This window comes from Catenovulum sp. 2E275, assembly GCF_025515275.1.
Taxonomy (GTDB): Bacteria; Pseudomonadota; Gammaproteobacteria; order Enterobacterales; family Alteromonadaceae; genus Catenovulum.
This window is the reverse complement of record NZ_JAOPFU010000004.1, coordinates 162099-180936: the sequence shown is the minus strand read 5'-3', so window position 1 is coordinate 180936 and position 18838 is coordinate 162099. Positions and strand designations below refer to the sequence as shown.

The 18838-nt window shown below is 37.5% G+C and carries 16 protein-coding genes; 12 read left to right on the top strand and 4 right to left on the bottom strand.

Going from position 1 to position 18838, the window contains the following annotated elements:
- Window positions 1–4: 4 nt before the first annotated feature.
- The 4 genes from N7931_RS04225 to N7931_RS04210 form a co-directional block, all read right to left on the bottom strand.
- The gene (locus N7931_RS04225) at window positions 5–1750 is read right to left on the bottom strand and encodes a sugar phosphorylase (protein ID WP_262792160.1); all 1746 of its coding nucleotides are present in this window, start codon (window positions 1748–1750) and stop codon (window positions 5–7) included.
- A gap of 216 nt (window positions 1751–1966) precedes the next feature.
- Entirely contained in the window at window positions 1967–3202 is a 1236-nt protein-coding gene (locus N7931_RS04220; RefSeq protein WP_262792159.1) for a glycosyl transferase, read from the bottom strand.
- Between the two features lie 123 nt (window positions 3203–3325).
- The gene (locus N7931_RS04215; RefSeq protein ID WP_262792158.1) at window positions 3326–4168 is read right to left on the bottom strand and encodes an HAD-IIB family hydrolase; all 843 of its coding nucleotides are present in this window, start codon (window positions 4166–4168) and stop codon (window positions 3326–3328) included.
- Window positions 4168–5052: a hypothetical protein gene (locus N7931_RS04210; RefSeq protein ID WP_262792157.1), complete on the bottom strand. Its 885-nt coding sequence runs from the start codon at window positions 5050–5052 to the stop codon at window positions 4168–4170. The genes N7931_RS04215 and N7931_RS04210 overlap by 1 nt, the downstream gene beginning before the upstream one ends.
- 226 nt (window positions 5053–5278) lie before the next feature.
- Here N7931_RS04210 and N7931_RS04205 point away from each other — a divergent pair, with 226 nt between their 5' ends.
- The 12 genes from N7931_RS04205 to N7931_RS04150 all read left to right on the top strand — a co-directional run bounded on the left by N7931_RS04205 (window position 5279) and on the right by N7931_RS04150 (window position 18818).
- Window positions 5279–6022, top strand: coding sequence for a dienelactone hydrolase family protein (locus tag N7931_RS04205; protein WP_262792156.1), 744 nt, complete (start codon window positions 5279–5281; stop codon window positions 6020–6022).
- Window positions 6023–6048: 26 nt separating this feature from the next.
- The gene (locus tag N7931_RS04200) at window positions 6049–6798 is read left to right on the top strand and encodes a methylenetetrahydrofolate reductase (RefSeq protein ID WP_262792155.1); all 750 of its coding nucleotides are present in this window, start codon (window positions 6049–6051) and stop codon (window positions 6796–6798) included.
- Window positions 6799–7572: 774 nt separating this feature from the next.
- On the top strand, window positions 7573–8976 hold the full coding sequence (locus tag N7931_RS04195) for an undecaprenyl-phosphate glucose phosphotransferase (protein ID WP_410369331.1): 1404 nt from the start codon (window positions 7573–7575) through the stop codon (window positions 8974–8976).
- 112 nt (window positions 8977–9088) lie between these two features.
- Complete coding sequence (locus N7931_RS04190) at window positions 9089–9976, top strand: glycosyltransferase family 2 protein (protein ID WP_262792154.1); 888 nt, start codon at window positions 9089–9091, stop codon at window positions 9974–9976.
- Window positions 9977–10072: 96 nt separating this feature from the next.
- On the top strand, window positions 10073–11044 hold the full coding sequence (locus N7931_RS04185) for an acyltransferase family protein (protein WP_262792153.1): 972 nt from the start codon (window positions 10073–10075) through the stop codon (window positions 11042–11044).
- Between the two features lie 110 nt (window positions 11045–11154).
- Window positions 11155–12231 (top strand): acyltransferase, encoded by a 1077-nt coding sequence (locus N7931_RS04180; RefSeq protein ID WP_262792152.1) that lies wholly within the window; start codon window positions 11155–11157, stop codon window positions 12229–12231.
- Entirely contained in the window at window positions 12228–13343 is a 1116-nt protein-coding gene (locus N7931_RS04175; RefSeq protein ID WP_262792151.1) for a glycosyltransferase family 4 protein, read from the top strand. Before N7931_RS04180 ends, N7931_RS04175 begins: the two co-directional genes overlap by 4 nt.
- A complete protein-coding gene (locus N7931_RS04170) occupies window positions 13340–14479 on the top strand; it encodes a glycosyltransferase (protein WP_262792150.1) in 1140 nt (379 codons plus the stop codon). Before N7931_RS04175 ends, N7931_RS04170 begins: the two co-directional genes overlap by 4 nt.
- A 2-nt stretch (window positions 14480–14481) precedes the next feature.
- Window positions 14482–15024 (top strand): acyltransferase, encoded by a 543-nt coding sequence (locus N7931_RS04165; RefSeq protein ID WP_262792149.1) that lies wholly within the window; start codon window positions 14482–14484, stop codon window positions 15022–15024.
- A 65-nt stretch (window positions 15025–15089) separates the two neighbouring features.
- Complete coding sequence (locus N7931_RS04160; RefSeq protein ID WP_262792148.1) at window positions 15090–16073, top strand: acyltransferase family protein; 984 nt, start codon at window positions 15090–15092, stop codon at window positions 16071–16073.
- Window positions 16074–16120: 47 nt separating this feature from the next.
- Window positions 16121–17134 carry an acyltransferase family protein gene (locus tag N7931_RS04155; RefSeq protein WP_262792147.1) on the top strand — a complete coding sequence of 338 codons (1014 nt, stop codon included), beginning with the start codon at window positions 16121–16123 and terminating at the stop codon, window positions 17132–17134.
- A 31-nt stretch (window positions 17135–17165) separates the two neighbouring features.
- Window positions 17166–18818 (top strand): non-ribosomal peptide synthetase, encoded by a 1653-nt coding sequence (locus tag N7931_RS04150; protein WP_262792146.1) that lies wholly within the window; start codon window positions 17166–17168, stop codon window positions 18816–18818.
- Window positions 18819–18838: the final 20 nt, after the last annotated feature.

Here is an 18838-nt window from a genome sequence, read left to right as displayed (position 1 = left end):
TCGTTTAGGTATTTATTCGCCAGTTAGTTAACCAAACTGATTGGTAAGGTGCTAATTTTAATTCACCATGTAAATCGGCAATATCTTGCTCTGAAATTAAATCAAACCAACTTTCAGTATCAATTAAGTTAATATCTGTCATTTTAATAATCTGTTCCTGATCACTGATATTAAAAATACAGAAAATACTTTGATTACGGTTTTGGCTTTGTCGCCAAAAACCAACTAATTGCTCGCCTAACTGCAAGGTAAATTGCACTGCATTTGGGTGAAAAGCCGGTTGCTCTGTACGTTTATGAATTAAACTTTTTAAGCGCGAAAATACTTTGGAATGATGGCTATACGGATTTGTTAATTCAGCTTCCAGTTTATCTACCTGCCACTGGTGACGATTAATACTGCGGTTTTGGCTGGTATTTTCGACTCTTTCATAATCATTATTCGTGCCAAACAAACTATGAATATAAATGCCGGGAATGCCCTCTAAAGCAAGCATAATTGCATGAGCACAAATAAATCTGTCTATCTGATATTTATCTGGGCCTTTATAGGTGCCTTGCAAGGCGTCAAATAGGCTAATATTTAGCTCATAAGGTTTTTGCATACCGTTGGCACTTCGCCACGATACTTTACCGCCAAATTGGCTGATGGTATTAACCAGAGTGCCGAGTTCTTCTTCATTTAATAACCCTTCGGCTGGACGTAAACCAATGCCGTCGTGTGATGCTATAAAGTTAAAATAAGCTGTGCCCATTTGTGATGGTGGCATTGTCATCATCCAGCGTTTTAAGTGCCGACAATCGCCGCTAATTAAAGTATTGAGTAGCAGAGGGGGCAGCGAAAAATTATAAACACAATGCGCCTCGTTGCCATTACCAAAATAGCTCAAATTCTCGTGATTGGGCACATTGGTTTCAGTAATAATGACAGCATCATTAACTGAATGCTCTACTAAGCAGCGCATTAATCGAATTAATTCATGGGTTTGAGCTAAATGAATGCAATTTGTGCCAGCTTCTTTCCAGACAAACGCAACGGCATCGAATCTGAATATTTTAACGCCGTGATCTAAATATAAACGGATGATTTTGATAAATTCGTATAAAACATCAATGTTTCTAAAATCAAAATCGACCTGATCATGGCTAAAAGTACACCAGACATATTGAGTGCCCTGCGGCGTGACAACTTCGCGTAATAATGGGCTGGTGCGTGGGCGTACTACTTCTTGTAAATCATCATCTACAGAGGCGGTGAAAAAGTAGTTTTTGCCCGGCTCTTTGCCTTGTTTAAAGTTTTCAAACCATAAACTTCGGCTTGAGCAGTGATTGACAACTAAGTCGGCCATTAAGTTGTAATCTTTGGCAATACCATTGACATCGCCCCAATCACCTAAAGAATCATTTACTTTTGAATAATCCATTACTGCAAATCCATCGTCTGAGCTGTACGGATAAAAAGGTAAAATATGAATGCTGTTTATGGTGCCAGCTAAATGTTTATTAAAAAAACGGTGTAACGTTTGTAGTGGTTTTTCACCTTCTTTTAACAGACTATTACCGTAGGTGATTGCAATAATATCTTGCTGTGACCAGTGATTTTGATGATTGGCTGGGGTTGGGGTTGTATCGGTTAAACGCATTAACCCAAGTAGTTGCTGGCAAACATCTTCGGCATTTAAGTTAGGGTAAATAAATTCAATATGGGTTTTAATTCTGTGGCTTAATTCCGAAATAGTTTGCTCTGCCATAATAAGCTCCGTTGAAAAATTACAGATGTTTAGCCTAACCTAGTATCTACATTGTAGTTCGGGCTTTAGCCCGTTTTATGCCGCTATATTGTGTTTCACGGCGTAAACGCCGACCTACAATTAACAACATTCAAAATTAACTGATGAAAACAGTATTAATACACGCACTCGGTTAGGCTACGGATTATGATTGCTGTGCTTTGATTACCTGCCTTGCTAATTATCCGTACCATACTGGGCCATATCTTGCTCCACGGCATCCATCATGCGTTGAGCTATATCTGGTACCGCGCTTGTTACCCGGTTCCAGCTAGGAATAAATGGGGTTTCCATTGGATTTTCAAGAAAATGCAAACCAGCCTTTAAAATGTTATGGGCAAATAATTCAACTGCCATTTCTTCGCTATGAATGTCGAAATTAAGACCATTGATAATGGCATCGTTACGGTAAGTTTCAACAAAATCCAGTGCAATCCGGTAATAGGTTGCTTTTATTGAGCGGAAAGTTTCGCTATTAAATACAACCCCATTGGTTGCTAGTTTTCTGAAAATGGCTTTGGAAATATCAATCGACATTTTAGATAAACCACCATCATCATTATTTTGTGATAAATCTTGATGTTTATGATCGTAAGTATCTGCAATATCAACCTGACATAAACGGTTATTGGAGTAGTTTCTATCCATTTCGGAGAGCACACCAATTTCAAGTCCCCAGTCACTTGGGATACGAATATCGTTGATCACGTCTGTACGGAATGAAAATTCACCAGCTAGCGGATAACGGTAGCTGTCCAGGTATTCTAAATAATCTAAGTTACCAAATATCTTTTTCAGGGCACGCAGCAGCGGTGTAACTAATAAACGGCTTACTCGGCCATTAATTTTGCCGTCTGCAACTCTGGCGTAATAACCTTTACAAAATTCATAGTTAAAGTTTGGGTTGGCGACCGGATACAATAAACGTGCAAGCATTTTTCTGTCGTAAGTTAAAATATCACAATCATGTAAGGCGACTGATTCGGCTTCACCCGAGCCTAATACATAGCCGAGGCAATACCAGACATTTCGGCCTTTACCCAACTCTTTAGGGGCTAAACCGGCCGCTTGTAATTCAGCATCTAATGCTTGCAGGCGAGGACCGTCATTCCACAATACTTTGATGTTTTGTGGCAGCTTAGCAAAAAACTTTAACGCATATTTATATTCTTCTTCACTGGCTCTGTCTAAACCAATCACAATTTGTTTGAGATAAGGAACTTTAGATATTTCGTCAATTATATTCGCTAAAGCAGGGCCTTGCAGTTCAGAAAATAAAGAGGGTAAAACTAAAGACAAAGGACGGACTTTAGCAAATTCGACTAATTGTGCTTCTAATTCTTCTACTGTAATGGTATCGCGAGATAAGTTGTGTAAAGTTGTAATAACCCCGTTTTGGTAGAAATCGCCCATGATTGCTCCTTAAAGTAGTGGTACGCGGCTGTGCGTATTGTTATACATACCTGTTAATCTGTAGTTTAGTTGCTATGTCACTATGGCAAACTTTTATGACACTTAATTTAAACAAAAATCAGATTAACTCAGCTTAACAAGTTGATCTGTTGAATATAAATGCAGTATGTGTGCCATTGTTTGTTGCCAGCCATCCGGACCTAATTTAGATGACGTGAAAACTTGCTTTGATTTTTTTAAACTTGGGAAGGCTTTATGCGATTTAATCCAGACAGATACATCGGCTGCTTCCAGCATTGCAATGTCATTAGCACTATCGCCCAGAGCCACTGTAATCACTGGCTTTTGTTTATCTTTCTCAAACTGTTCTTTATACCAGTTTAATGCCTGACCTTTATCACATTGACCTTGCACAGATAAAAACCGTCCGCCTTGCAATGCTGAAAAACCAGCTTGGTTAACTTGTTGAATAAATTCTTGTTTTTTGGCTTCGCTATCCAGCCAAATTAAAGGCTCTGAGTAAATTCGGGTGGCACTTTCTTGCGCTTGTTGTTTGGTTAAGCCGGTATGTTGAATAATTTGCTCTAAAGACCAGTCACTATAGCCCTCAAATAAATAGCCTTGTTGTCTTAATTGAGTTAAAAGTTGCAATATCTCTGCTCGTTTTGAACCAAGTTGGTGCAGTGCTTTATTGTCGGGAATTGGTTTTTGGGAACTGCTATTTTTTGGTGCGGGTGAAAAAATGGCCGAGCCATTTTCAACAATAAAAGGCGCATCCAAGCTTAAACTTTGGTGTAGCTGGGTTACTTCTGCATAGGTTTTACTAGTATTGCAAATAACTGGAATATTTAATAGTTTCAATTGGCTAAGCCTAGCTATTGCCGGTTGCCATGAGTAAGTATCATGATCTAATAACGTACCGTCCATATCGGTAAATATCATTAACTGGTAGTTTGGATTTAACATTAATGCAGTCCTGTTACTTGGGTAAAATGTTGGCTTTCGTCTAAGTTAAATACCACATTGGCTTTAGTTGGTAATTCAGTTAACGCATGTTCTGTTAATCTTTGATAATGTTCAATAAAGCGTTTTAATTCTGGCTCTGACATAACATGCGTTTGTAATCCTGCATTGGCTTTAAGTTTATCTTCCTGACGCTTGCGCCATTGGTATACACAATCGAAGCTGGGCGCTTTTAGCATAATTAAATAATCAAATTGTTTAAATAGGTTGGGGTAGTGATTCATGAGTTGATCATTTACATAATGTCGCCACTTAGCATTACTGTCTTCTTCACTTTCAAGCTTATTAATTGGGGTGTATAAATCAGCTTCACTTTGGGCTTCAATGCCCATACACCAGCCCTCTAAAATTACAATATCGACAGGTCCGTCAATATAGCTCCACTGAGTTTCATTGGCTCTGTCGTCTATTGCTTTATTAAAGCGCACAACCGGCACGGATTTATTAGGATTAGCCAGTTTTTTTAAGGTTTGCAAAGCCAGTGGAATATCGTGGGTACCGGGTACACCGCGGGTCATTAATAATGGGTGAATATGTTCAGCTAAATGTTTGCGTTCTTTGCGGGTTAAATAAAAATCATCTATTGATAAGTTAGCCACTTTGAGTTGCCAGATTTTATTGAGTAAATCTGTTAAAAAAGCAGCCATCGTTGATTTTCCGCTGCCTTGGCTACCATTAATTGCAACATATAAGGTATCTGATTTAGCCTTTTTAAGCTGAACCAAGCGGGCACATAAAGGTAAATAGTAGTGCTCGACAATTTGGCTAAAGTGAGCAGGAAGTTTATGGGTTTCAATAAGCTCGTGAATGAGTTGCTGAGCTGGCATATAATTCTCCTTGATATGTTTCCTGTCTAATTATGGTGCATAAGTTAAACGTATAAGTTCACAATTGTGGTATTAAGCAAGTATGTTGCCAGCAATCTACATGAGCCGATTAAATTTATTTTATATCAACATTTTTTATACGCAGCTTGGGTTTATAAAAAAAACACAATCTCAAGCTGAGTTTCTGTATAATGCGGCTAATTTTGCACTTTAAAGGATAGCTGACGTGATTATTCAAACTGAATTTGTGGATTTACCAACCCCAACCGGCACGATGCGTACTTATATTTATCGTCCGCAGGCTGAGGGGAAATATCCGGCAATTATTTATTATTCAGAAATTTTTCAACAAACTGCGCCAATTGCACGTTCAGCAGCTATTATGGCAGGTCATGGTTTTGTTGTCTTAGTACCAGAGGTTTTTCATGAGTTAAATCCAATTGGTACTGTTTTGGGTTATGACGATGAAGGTAAAGATAAAGGCAATGCCGATAAATTTGCTAAACCACTGGAATCGCATGATTCAGATACCCAAGCGATGATCGAGTTTTTAGCACAACAATCATACTGTACAGGTAAAGTTGGGAGTATGGGGGTTTGTATTGGCGGACATTTAGCGTATCGCGCGGCAATTAACCCGAATATTTTGGCTGCATCTTGTTTATATGCCACTGATATTCACTCCAGCACATTACCTAGTGATGCCGGAAATGACTCATTAAGTCGCACCAAAGACATTCAAGGTGAGTTATTAATGGTTTGGGGTAAGCAAGATCCGCATGTTCCGAATGAAGGTCGTTTTAAAGTTCACCACAATTTAATTGATTCTGGGGCAAACTTTAGCTGGCACGAGTTTAATGCTGCTCACGCATTTATGCGTGATGAAGGGTTAGACAGATACGATGCCGCGTTAGCGATGCAGGTTTATCAAATGTCGGTTGAGTTATTTAACCGAAAATTAAAAGTTTAATCAGGAAATAAGCAAGACTTTCGTTTATGAATATTTCATTTGAGGTTGTTCCACGAACAGCTGAAGCAACACATGAGCAGTTGAACTTTGTTGCAGAGCAACTGCCTTTTATTGATACGATCAATGTACCGGATTTATTAAGACTGCCCATTCGTAGTTGGGATGGCGTTGATTATGTGAACCGCGAAAAATACCGGTTTATTCCTCACATTCGTTCAATTGATTTTGATTTAAAAGAAACCCGTTTACAGCAAATCATAGAAGCAAAAGAGCTGGATAAAGTCTTAATTGTAACGGGCGATCCACCACCTGATCGTTCACACAAAATTTACCGGACTCATGTTGTTGATATGGTTAGACAAATCCGTAAAGATTTTCCATCAATCGAAATTTATTGTGGTTTTGACCCATATCGAAGTGGTGTTAAAGAAGAAAAAGATTATATTCACGATAAATTTGAAGCTGGTTGTGATTTTATTTTATCTCAGCCATTTTTTGATATGCGCTTATTAGACGTATACTCAGATTTTATTCCGGCAGATAGAGTATATTGGGGTGTTTCACCTGTTATTACTGAAAAAAGTAAGCTTTATTGGGAGAACGTAAATAAAGTGGTTTTTCCAAAAGATTTTCGTCCAGACTACGAATGGAACACCCAATTTGCAATTGATGTATTAAATCATTGTAAAAAACACGACTCTAATTGCTACTTTATGCCGATTAGAATCGATTTAGAAAAATATTTTCTCCCCATAAAAGCGCAATTTAGTTTGTAATTAGGCTCATTCGCGCATCAAGCAGGCAGCGGTAAAATTTAATTTATTGGCTGCCTGTTATTTAATAAAACTCCATTCATCTATTTGTTACATTTCTTTTTCATTAAACCAAAAAAGATGTTTTTATTTTAACTTTTTCGATTTTAAGCTTTTGTTTTTAAAGATTAATTTTTAACCTCTTGTCCATTTTAGGCACTCGTTTAGCTAGACTTGCACTCTTATTGTGATAGTAGTTAGTAAGACGAATGGTCATTTTGTTGTTGTCATTTTCTTTTTTCTAAGTTGGCTAACTCGTTTATTAAAATATAAGTTAATGATATTGATATGTTTAATTAATTGAACTTTTGGTCATTTATATTTTTGTGGGTTATGGTCAGTCTCTGGTTTGTTTTATGCATTACTATCTTTGTCAGGAATGGTTGTGGTTTGTGGTTCAACGGCCAAACAAAATTTCATCAATGTCATAAGTTACTGTTTAATTTGAGTTTTTAAAAATCTTGTGACTGAACTCTAAAAAATGAAACTGAGCTTTTGAATTACAAAGTATTTATTGGTTAGATCTAGGCCTCTGAATTATTCACTGTTTGGTACCAATATTTGGGTACTGCTAAAAACATAATGGTTTAGTCAATTAAGTTTAATATTTTTGAAATTCTTAGTGCTTAGCTTATCTATTCATAAAATTTGTCAATTTCGAGTTTTAATTAGAGGTGAGTAGTACTAATCATGATTTGAATTATTTAATAAATTATATTGTTACCTAGGGGGAGAGTCATCGTGGCTTCGAAAGGATTTGTCAGAAACAATATTAATCAGTTTGCTTTTATGTACAGGGCGGTTGATTTATATTTTATTCAAATCACTTTATTAGTGGCATGTTACCTACTTGATGTGCGATACGACTTTTTATATTTCGTATTAGCACTGACCGCCAGCATAGGATATTTTTTTACGGCCGAGGCATTCTGGCTTTATCGCTCATGGCGAGCCGGGGCATTAAAAGAAATCTTGTTCTACACCTGCATAAGCTGGCTGGTAATGTTAATTCCGGTTTTATTACTTATCTTTTTTACTAAAACAGCTGATTATTATTCACGTCTTGCATTGGGAAGTTGGTTAGTTCTAAGTTTAGCCTCTCTGGTATCGTGGCGTGTTTTGTTTCGTTATTTTTTATTTGCTATTCGTAAAAAAGGAATCAATACCCGTTCTGTTGGTATTATCGGGGTCACTGAATCGGGTAAAAAACTAGCACAGGAAATTTTAGAACATCCAGAAACGGGTTATCAGCTGAGCGCAATTTATGATGATAGGTCTCCGGAGCGATTCAGTAAAACCTATCATGCTTGGTATAAAGGAAAAGTTGAAGATGCAATTGAACAGGCCAAAGCCGGTGACTTAGATGTACTGTTTATTGCTCTGCCGCTCAGTTTAAAAGATAAAGTTGAAAGCATTTTATTGGCACTTGGCGATACCACTTTAGATGTTCATGTCATCCCAGATTTCTTTACCTACAACTTATTACATTCTCGCATGGCGCATGTTGGTGAAATCCAAACTGTGAGTGTGTATGACACACCAATGCATGGCGGCGCTTCAATGATTAAACGAATTGAAGATGTGATTTTATCCAGCATTATTTTATCGATTATTGCTATCCCCATGATGTTTATTGCGCTGGGCGTTAAATTAAGCTCAAGAGGCCCGGTGATCTTTAAACAAGACAGATATGGTATGGATGGCAAACGGATAAAAATATGGAAATTCAGAACCATGACAGTAACTGAAAACAGTGATGTTGTAACTCAGGCTAAAAAAGGCGATGCCCGTGTCACTTGGTTTGGGGCATTTTTACGCCGCACATCTTTAGATGAATTACCTCAGTTTATTAATGTATTACAAGGCACTATGTCTGTTGTTGGGCCAAGACCACACGCGGTTGCGCACAATGAGCAATATCGCAAAGTGGTGGATTACTACATGCTGAGACATAAAGTAAAACCAGGTATTACCGGCTGGGCACAAATTAATGGCTGGCGTGGTGAAACGGATACATTAGATAAAATGCAGATGCGTATTCAGTTTGATTTGGACTATATTCGAAACTGGTCATTATGGATGGATTTTAAAATTGTGTTTTACACCTTCTATAAAGGGTTTGTTGGTAAAAACGTTTATTAAACAAAACCTTAAAAATAGAAGTAGAGTCTTTAAATTATTTGTGTAAACCAGAGTTTTAACTTTAAGCCCGCTTGTTATCTAGCAAGTGGCTTGATTGAAGAAAGGATACTTTATGTTAATTTCGGTATGTATTTGTACTTATAAACGCGCGCATATAGTGAATACGCTGGCGAGTATAAATCGACTTAACTTACCGCCACTGGCTTCATTGGAAGTCATTGTAGTTGATAATGATTCAGCTCAATTTGCTAAAGAACTGATTGAGCAAGTGAGAATCGATTTCAAATATCCGCTTTATTACTTAACCCAAAATGAGCAAAACATTTCAGCTGCGCGCAATTTATGTTTAGACAAAGCCAGCGGTGAATGGATTGCCTTAATGGATGATGATGAAGTAGCGGATGAAAACTGGCTACTTAATTTATATTCTTCGGCACTGCAATATCAGGCTGATATTGTGTGTGGGCGAGTGCATTCTACTTATCCGGCGGGAACTGAAAAATGGATTATTGAAGGTGGTTTTTTTGACAGAAAACGCCATGCAAACGGCAAAGTGTTAACCAGTTGTGCAGCCAATTGTACTTTGATTAATGCCGCTAAAATTAATGGTCGCCGCTTTGATTTATCTTATGGCCGCACCGGTGGTGAAGATGCCGAGTTTTTTAATGGATTACACCTAAGCGGATGCAAAATTGTTTATTGTGATGATGCTTTAGTCAGTGAAGAAGTAGAAAAAAATAGACTGAATATAGGTTATTTAATTACTCGCAAAATGCGCATTGGCGCAACCTACAGTAAATATAGATTTAGCCAGCAAAGTGCAGCTCAAAAATGTATTTATGTGGCAAAAAATGCTTGTTTGGCAATCACCGGATTATTAACAACTTTATTTTGTTTGCCACTAGGTAAAGCAGTTTATTACAACAAGTATCTGAATTTTATAGATAAATACGGAAAACTTAAATTTTTGCTGACCGGCAAAGTTAAAACCATGTATTAATTGCAGCTCTGTGTGCGTTTACTGTGCTGGTTAACTGATAGCTAAAAGATAGTCATAAAAATTAAAACAAGAATAAAGCGTATTGAGGTATTTGCTATGGTGCACACTAAAGCAATTGATATTTATAAAGCGATAGGGATTGCATTGGTTGTGGTAGGGCATGTTTACCAAAACCAACTAAGCGAAGTTATTTATTTATTTCACATGCCAATGTTTTTTATTTTAAGCGGTTATTTATTTAACCCGAACTATGGTTTGTCTGAGTATATCAATAAAAAATCATTGTCTTTGCTGATCCCGTACATCACATTTTTATTAATATTTACAACCACTTTATCTTTAAAGCCGATTTTACATGCCGATTTTGCTGGTTTGATCCAGCTCTGGGTTAACGCGGTTAAAGGCGGCACTTATTTAACCGGATTAATGACAGTATTTTGGTTTGTGACTTGTTTATTGGCTACTCAATCTATTTTTGCAGCATTACAAAAGTATTTAAATCCAACGGCTTTAACGGCTGTGATGGGGTTGCTATTGCTGATCCAATACTGGATTAACTTTACGGCAAGTTCAACAGCCTCTTGGTGGTTAGGTTTAAATGCGCTTACTTTGTCTTTGCCTTTGTTTTATTTAGGGTTTATTTGCCGTCAAAAACACATATTTGACAGTGCTGTTGTGGGTTATTGTGTTGCTCTGCTCTGGATGGGTTTATCTGTACATTTGTTCATTGCGCCTCAGTGGTATCAGTTAGATATGAAATTTGCCCAAATCAACTCAATTTCATTAGTGATGTTATACGCTGTTTCAGCCAGTTTAAGCATTATGTTTATATGCCAAAAGTTAGTCCAAGCAACAGGGATTGCACGGTTGTTATGTCCGCTCGGTGCGGCCTCATTAACCATTATGTATTTGCACCAACCGTTTCATTTTTTAACTAAACATTATTTGCAGCAAAACTTAATGATTGTCAGCTTAATTGCGCTGTTATGTCCATTAGGTTTGCATTATTTATTTACTAAAAAAAGTTTGTTAAGCCGTTGTTTTCTCGGACGTAGAGTGACGGCATAAGGAAAGTTAATAGGTAACACGGATGCCAAAAAATCCGTAAAGATTATTTAGGTTAGGGAAGTTAATTCGCTCCGGCAAATTAAAATTTGGAAAAGGTAAAGGTTAGTTTAATGTCCAGAATTAAATGGTTAGATTCATGTAGAGGAATGGCAATTTTGTTATTGATTGCTATTCACTATGTGAGCGCACTGGAAAGTCGGAATTTTATTTCCAGAGATATACTCGAATTGCTACAAGCGTTTTTAAGAGTGGCAACGCCATTTTTTGTATTCACTTTTGGGTTTACTTATTTTGTGGCTAACCGAAAGTTGATTGCAAAAAATTCAATTGCAGATTTTTATAATCAAAAATTATTTAAGCGATTGGTTCAAATCTTTATTGCCAGAGAAATTATTGTCTTAATTTCAGCAACCCGCTTTCCTAAGCAGGCTGAAAATTTGATGGATATTTTGTTATATCAAAGCTTTTCTATTGGTGGTGAAATCCTAACGTTTTATTTAATTGCGCTGGCTTTTGCACCAATCAATATCTGGCTGTTAAATAAGCTAAAAGGACAATTGTATATTGTATTTTGGCTAGTGCTGTATAGCTGTGCTTATTTTATTGGAACTCATTTTGTTGAATATCAAAATGTTGGCTTGTTTAAGTTGCTATTTTTTGATGTTTATCCATTTTTCCCATTAATGACATTAGCTGCTTTTGGCATGTTAGCGGGTAAATTTTACTTTTCAGTTGAATCAAATGCCGAGCGAGTCAGAGTATTTTTACCACTTGCCGCTGTTTTATTTGTGCTTGGTGCCAGCGGGATCGCTTATCTAAGCAACCAGCCAATTCATGATTTAGCCATTGCTGCTTTTAAAGCGCCGCCTCACTTTTTTTACCTGACCTTGTACGCTGGGGTGAGCTTAATGTTAGTGATGTTATTAGCGCTTTTAATTGAGCGAAAAATTTGTCCTGACTCGTTAACTTATATTTTAGGGGTGATTGGACGTAATACTTTAGTTGCGTATGTATTGCATTACACCCTGTATTTACCATCTGTTCTGGCGAAGTTATACAAACCCGCAGTTTGGTTTGAAATCTTATGCTTTTTCTTAATGTTATTAGTGATTTACCTATTTATCTATATGTGGGACACATATAAGAATAACGCAAAATCAAAATTGATTATGAAGGAAGTAAAATGAAAGTTGCGATTATCCACGATTGGTTAGTAGTAAATGGTGGCGCCGAAAAAGTTTTAGAAGAAATTCTGGCGCTTTACCCAGATGCAGATATTTACACTTTGGTTGATTATTTGCCGCAAGACAGCCGGGATTGGCTAAAAGGAAATAAAGTTTATACCTCTTTTATTCAAAAATTGCCGTTTGCTAAAACACAGTATCGTAATTATTTTCCGTTTTTTCCGCTGGCAATTGAGCAATTTGATTTATCAGCTTACGACTTAATTGTTTCATCAAGTTATTGTGTTGCCAAAGGAGTGATCACCAGTCCTGAGCAAACGCATGTGAGCTATTGTCACTCACCGGCACGTTATGCATGGGATTTACAAGCACAGTATTTAAAAGAAAGCGGTTTAACCCGTGGTTTAAAGTCGATGATAGTGCGTTATTTTTTACACAAATTTAGAATCTGGGATATCCGCACCGCAAATGGTGTCGATTTATTTATTGCCAATTCTAAGTTTATTAAAAAGCGAATTTTTAAATGTTACCGCCGCGAAGCTGAGGTAATTAATCCGCCGGTTAATTTATCTCAATTTCAATTTTGTGGCGAAAAACAAGATTATTATTTAACCGCTTCACGCTTAGTGCCATATAAACGCATTGATCTGGTGATTGAAGCTTTTACTAAAATGCCGGATAAAAAACTCAAAGTAATAGGCGATGGCCCAGAAATGGAAAAGCTAAAAAGACTAGCACAGGGGCATAGTAATATTGAGTTAATGGGTTTTCAGTCTAATCAGGTGCTTATTAAAACCATGCAAGGTGCACGGGCATTTGTATTTGCCGCAGAAGAAGACTTCGGCATTATTCCGGTTGAAGCTCAAGCTTGTGGTACACCAGTCATTGCTTATGGTAAAGGCGGTAGTTTAGAAACTGTTAGTGCGGGTGTTTCTGGCATACATTTTGAAGCACAAACGGTTGAGAGCTTAACTCAGGCAGTACATAATTTTGAAAGCTCGGAGCAAACATTTGATTACGCCAGAGTGCGTCAGAATGCCGAGAAATTTTCGGTGGAGTCATTCCGGCAAAATCTGGAAAACTTAATTGTTCGTACGCAAGAGGCCAATGGATGAAAATTTTGCATATCCATCAGGACTATCCTGATGGCAGACCTTTCCCGAATACCAAAGCTGTCTATAACCTGATTCAGGCGAGCCAGCAAAAAGATGCCGGTACTTTACATTTTGTATTGTCAATTAACCGTACCTCTAATCCGTTTAAAGTATCGTTTTCTACTTTTAAGCAAGGGGTGAGCATTGTTTATTGGGCTTTACCGCTGCCTTTTTTATATGCGCCTACCTTGTATTTATGGAGCTGGCTGATTTCAAAAAAATTAGCAAGGTGCGGTTTTAGTGCAATTCATGCACACAAAATGACTAGTGAAGGGGTATTTGCTTACTTTTTAAGTCGCTCATGGCATGTACCGTTTTTAATTTCGGTAAGAGGTGGTTCTGATTTACATAATTTGGGGCGGTTGTTTGATTGCAAACGCTTATTTCAGAAAATTTATCAAAAAGCCGCTTTTGTATTTTGGGTAAGCCCCTGGGCTAAAAAAAGAGTGGAAGAAAAGCTGGATGTTGAACGGGACAAAAACAATGCGCGTTTTGCCAATATTTGTCAGATAGATCCAGAGTTTAAAGAATTACCGGAGCATCGAGCAGAATACTTAACCGCACTGAGTTTTCATCAATATAAGCGCAAAGGTATTTTGCCTTTAATTGAGGCCATTGCAGAGCTTAAACAAGCCGGTACTGAAATTAAACTGAATATTTGTGGCTCAGGTGATGAGCAGGTAGAAAAAACCATTCGTTCATTAATTGACGAGCTTGGTTTAACTGAACAGGTCAAACTGCTTGGGCAGGTATCGCATCAACAAATTTTAGACTTAATGAAACAAAGTAAAGGCTTTTTATTGCCTGCTGAAAATGAAACTTTTGGCATGGCTTATATTGAAGCTTTATCTTGCGGTTGTCCGATTTTATATCATCAAAATACCGGGGTGGATGGCTTTTTTGAGCAAGTTCAGCCGGGAGTCAAAGTAGCTAAACAAACCATTGATGAAATTTTTGTCGCGCTTCGTCAGCTGGAAAAGCATTACGCACAATATCAAAACAATGTGAAACGCCTGATGAAAGAAGGTTATTTACGTGAATTCACCGCTGATTTTGCCGCTAATCATTATTTAACTCATTTAAAGCAGGTGGTTTAACAATGCTTAAAATTGCTATTTATTATGCCATATTTGCCAAATTACCTTCGGCACGTTTTACTAGTTTATTTTCAAAATGGCGAGTTTGGTACTTTGAAAACATTCTGAAAATTATGCAAAAAGGGCCGAATGAATCCATGTTGGGACACAATATTTATATTGCCAATGGCAAGCGTGTTTCGTTTGGGTACGGCTGCCGGATTAATGAGAATGTTTATATTGAAAAAGCGGATATTGGAAATGATGTGTTAATTGCGCCGAATGTCACCATTATGAGCCGGATGCATGAATTTGCTCGCACTGATATTCCAATGTCGTTGCAAGGCTATCGTGAAGAAAAAGGCGTGGTTATTGGTGATGATGTTTGGCTTGGGCGCAATGTTGTGGTTATGCCTGGAGTGTCAATTGGGAAAGGGGTGATTGTGGGGGCTGGTGCTGTGGTAACAAAAAATGTGCCTGACTACGCAATTGTAGCTGGTGTGCCTGCAAAAGTTATCAAAATGCGCGAGCATACAGGCGAGATAACCGAGCTTAAACAAGCTTAATAAAATTACATTAATAAATATCAGCTTGTATCGACAAGCCTGAATTGGAGAACAAGGAGCTAACCATGCAATTTGTAAATAACTTTCGAGGGATCGCTATCTTAATGGTCATGATGGCACATGCTGTGTCTGCTGTGCCATCAAATGATTCATTTTTGGTTTATATGCTGGATGTTTTATTAGAGAACTCAACCTTGCTGTTTGTTGCGGTAGCGGGTTATTTGTTTTCTTTTTTATCCGTTAATTTTAATTATGTTCAGTTTTTAAAAAATAAGTTTTATGCGGTACTTGTACCTTATTTCTTTATTTCAATTCCGGCTATTATGTTATTTATTTTTGAATATAAACAGGTACACCGCTGGGTTGATTTGGCTTGGTTGCAACAGCTTAATGTTTTTGAGCAGGCGGGTTATTTATTAGTGACAGGTGCTCACTTAGGGCCACTTTGGTTTATTCCAATGATTATTTTGTTTTACCTTTCCAGCCCTTTATTACTGATGATTAATAATAAATGGACTCTGCCAATTGCTTTTTTTGTGAGCCTGGTAGCAGCTTATTACACTGGCCGTCCGGAATTTAATGAAAACGCGCTAGAATCTTTTGTGTATTTTATGCCGGCCTATTTGTTAGGGATGTTGTTGGTTAAATACAAAAAAATCTATGAAACCTTTAGTCCATTCAGCTTGGTATTAGGGTTAGTTTGGTTAGCCTTTATTGTGATGGTGTCGTTATCGGTTGAAATGACATCGTCAATCGATTTACTGCTTAAGCTAGGTTTGACGGTATTAATGCTGGCCTTTTGCAAACAGTATTTTGACTATAAAAATAGATGGCTTGATATGTTTGCGCGGTTAAGTTTCTTTTTGTTTTTTATCCACGGCTATTTCTCCGGTGCAATCCGCGTATTTTATCGGGTAACACATCTTGAATTTGAAGGTTTGGCTGCCGTTTTAATGTCATTTGTGATCATTACACTGGCATCACTTTCAGTATTTGTTGTGTTGAAATTAATGTTTAGCCATCACACCAAGCGTTTTATCGGTGTTTAAACTAAAAAATAATAATTTATAAACAAAGGGATAGGAAAACAGGATATATGAGTCGTTATTTATGGGTTGATAATGCTAAAGCCATCGCCATTTTTTTAGTGGTACTTGGGCATTTTGCTGCGCTACACGGGCATGTTAAAACCTTAATATATGTATTTCATTTACCTGTTTTTTTGTTCTTAACCGGCTTTTTGGTCTCGGCTAAATTAAAATCATCCAATTTAGACGCATTTAATAAACACTACTTATCGCCTTATCTGCGTTTGTATCTTGGCTTCTCTTTACTTTCGATTTTATTGTGGATGGCGATTGTTTGGTTTAACAGTGGGCAAATGGCCGATGTATTTACTGCACTTTTTGCCAGTTTATATGGAGTGCATGGTGAGCAAAGGTGGTTTATTCATGGAAATGGGCCACTTTGGTATTTCCCTCTATTAATAACCAGTTTAGCCGTATTCTTTTTGTTACTTAAATTGCCTGAAAAAATAATAATGCTGTTAGTTTCGGCTTATTTTATTTTTAGTGTGAGTTATCAAGGATTAAGGTTGCCTTGGTGTTTTGATATTGCCGGAGTAGCCGTATTTTTTATGTATTTGGGCGCTTTATTTAAGCAGCATTATCAAACCTTAAGCCCTTATATTTTGCCCCAATTAACCGATTTATTGACGAAAAAAAGAATCATTGTATTAGTCGGTATCGCATTCGCTACTGTGCTTTGGCTATATTTTACGTTGCAAAATGGCCGCAGTAATTTAAATGCCCGTCAATTTGGTGAGAATCCACTTATTTATTTATTCACTGCGATGTTTGGTACTTGGCTTGCAGTATTAGTTGCAAGTTGGTTGCCGAGTAATCCGGTAATGCAGTTTTTAGCAAAACACACTTTGATCATTTTCAGCACTCATATTTATTTTGTTAAGTTATGCCGGATGGTGGACTTTCCAAATGGATTAGCAGGGCTTTTATGGGTTGGTTTAGCTGCGGCGATTGTTGTTGGTATTTGCAGTTTACTTTCCCGAATACTTGAAAAACCAGTCAATCGTTATCTATTGGCCAAATAAAATCAATTAATACATGGACGGAGGAAAGGCTATGTTTTTTAACTATAACCCAGAATATGCAGATAATATTGCGGTGCATGATGTGGCCGTTAATCAGTCGGTCACTTATGCCCAGTTAAATGAATTAGTAAACGCCCGCATGCGGGACTTAGGCGAGCAGCGCAAACTCATTTTTGTAGAAGCGAACAACAATATTCAGTCGATTGTCGATTATCTGGCTTGTTTAAGAGGGCTGCATGTTGTTTATCTATTAGAGAAAATGGATGATGTAAAAACCAAACAACTGATTGATTTATATCGCCCCAATTTATTGTTAAAAGCCGATGGTGATATTATTGAGTTTAACCGTGAAGCATTTGAGCTACATTCTGATTTGGCTTTATTGTTATCTACCTCTGGCTCAACTGGTACACCTAAGTTTGTTAAGCTTTCACAACAAAATATTCAGGCAAATGCTGCTTCTATTGCTGAATATTTAAAATTAACTGCAGCAGATAAAGCTTTATCTCACCTTAAGCTGCATTACTCGTATGGCCTATCAGTTTTAAATTCACACTTGGCGGTAGGCGCAAGTGTTATTTTAACTCAGCATAACGTGATTAGCGCTGAGTTTTGGGACGATGTAAATAGCTATCATGCAACCAGTTTTGCAGGTGTGCCTTATACCTTTGAAAGCTTATTGCAGAAAAACTTTGAGATAACTAAATATCCGAGCCTGCGCTATATCACTCAGGCGGGTGGCAAACTGGAAGCTAAGTTAGTGACAGAATTTTCTAATCTGTGTAAAGCCGCAGAAGTTGAATTTTTTGTGATGTATGGCCAAACCGAGGCAGCGCCACGCATTTCCTACTTACCTCCAGAATTAATTGAAACGCATCCGGGTTGTATTGGTCGGGCGATTCCGGGCGGTACATTAAGTTTATTGGATGAAAACGGCCAAACCATTACCGAAAAAGACAAACCCGGCGAGCTGGTTTATCAAGGGCCAAACGTGATGATGGGTTATGCCGAAAAACCAGCGGATTTAGCGTTAGATGAAACGCCAGATCGGCTGTTAACCGGTGATATTGCTTGTTTTACTGACCATGATTTATTTTATATCGTTGGCCGAACTAAGCGCTTTGTAAAATTATATGGTTTAAGAATTAATCTGGATGAAATTCAAAGTTATATCAAATTAACCTATAGCCAAAGTGCGGTCACAGGCACCGACCAAAAAGTCATTATTGCGTTGGAAATGGCGAACAATGAGCAAATTTCAGCGCAGCTTATCAGTGATGTTGCCAGCCGTTATGGATTACCTGAATCAGTCTTTACCGTACGTTTTTATTCAGAACTGCCTTTAATGGCAAGTGGCAAATATGATTTTAAACAAATACTGGCCGATGACGAAATTAAAGAAAAACCACCAGTGTGGCAATCTTTGATTGGCAAAATCACCGATATTTTAGAGCTTAATCAATCTGATTGGGAAAGCATCTTGCAGCTTTACCGTGACATTTTAAATAAAAAAGATATTCAGCCTGCTGATAGTTTTAACTCTTTGCATGCTGATTCTTTGTCTTTTGTCAGCTTAACCATAGAGCTTGAAAACTGTTTGGGCGAAGAAATGCCAAAAGACTGGCAGGATAAAACCATTGCTGAGTTAGACAAGCTGTATGAGCAAGTAAGATTAACAGCTTAATATTATTTTAGGGAGGTACT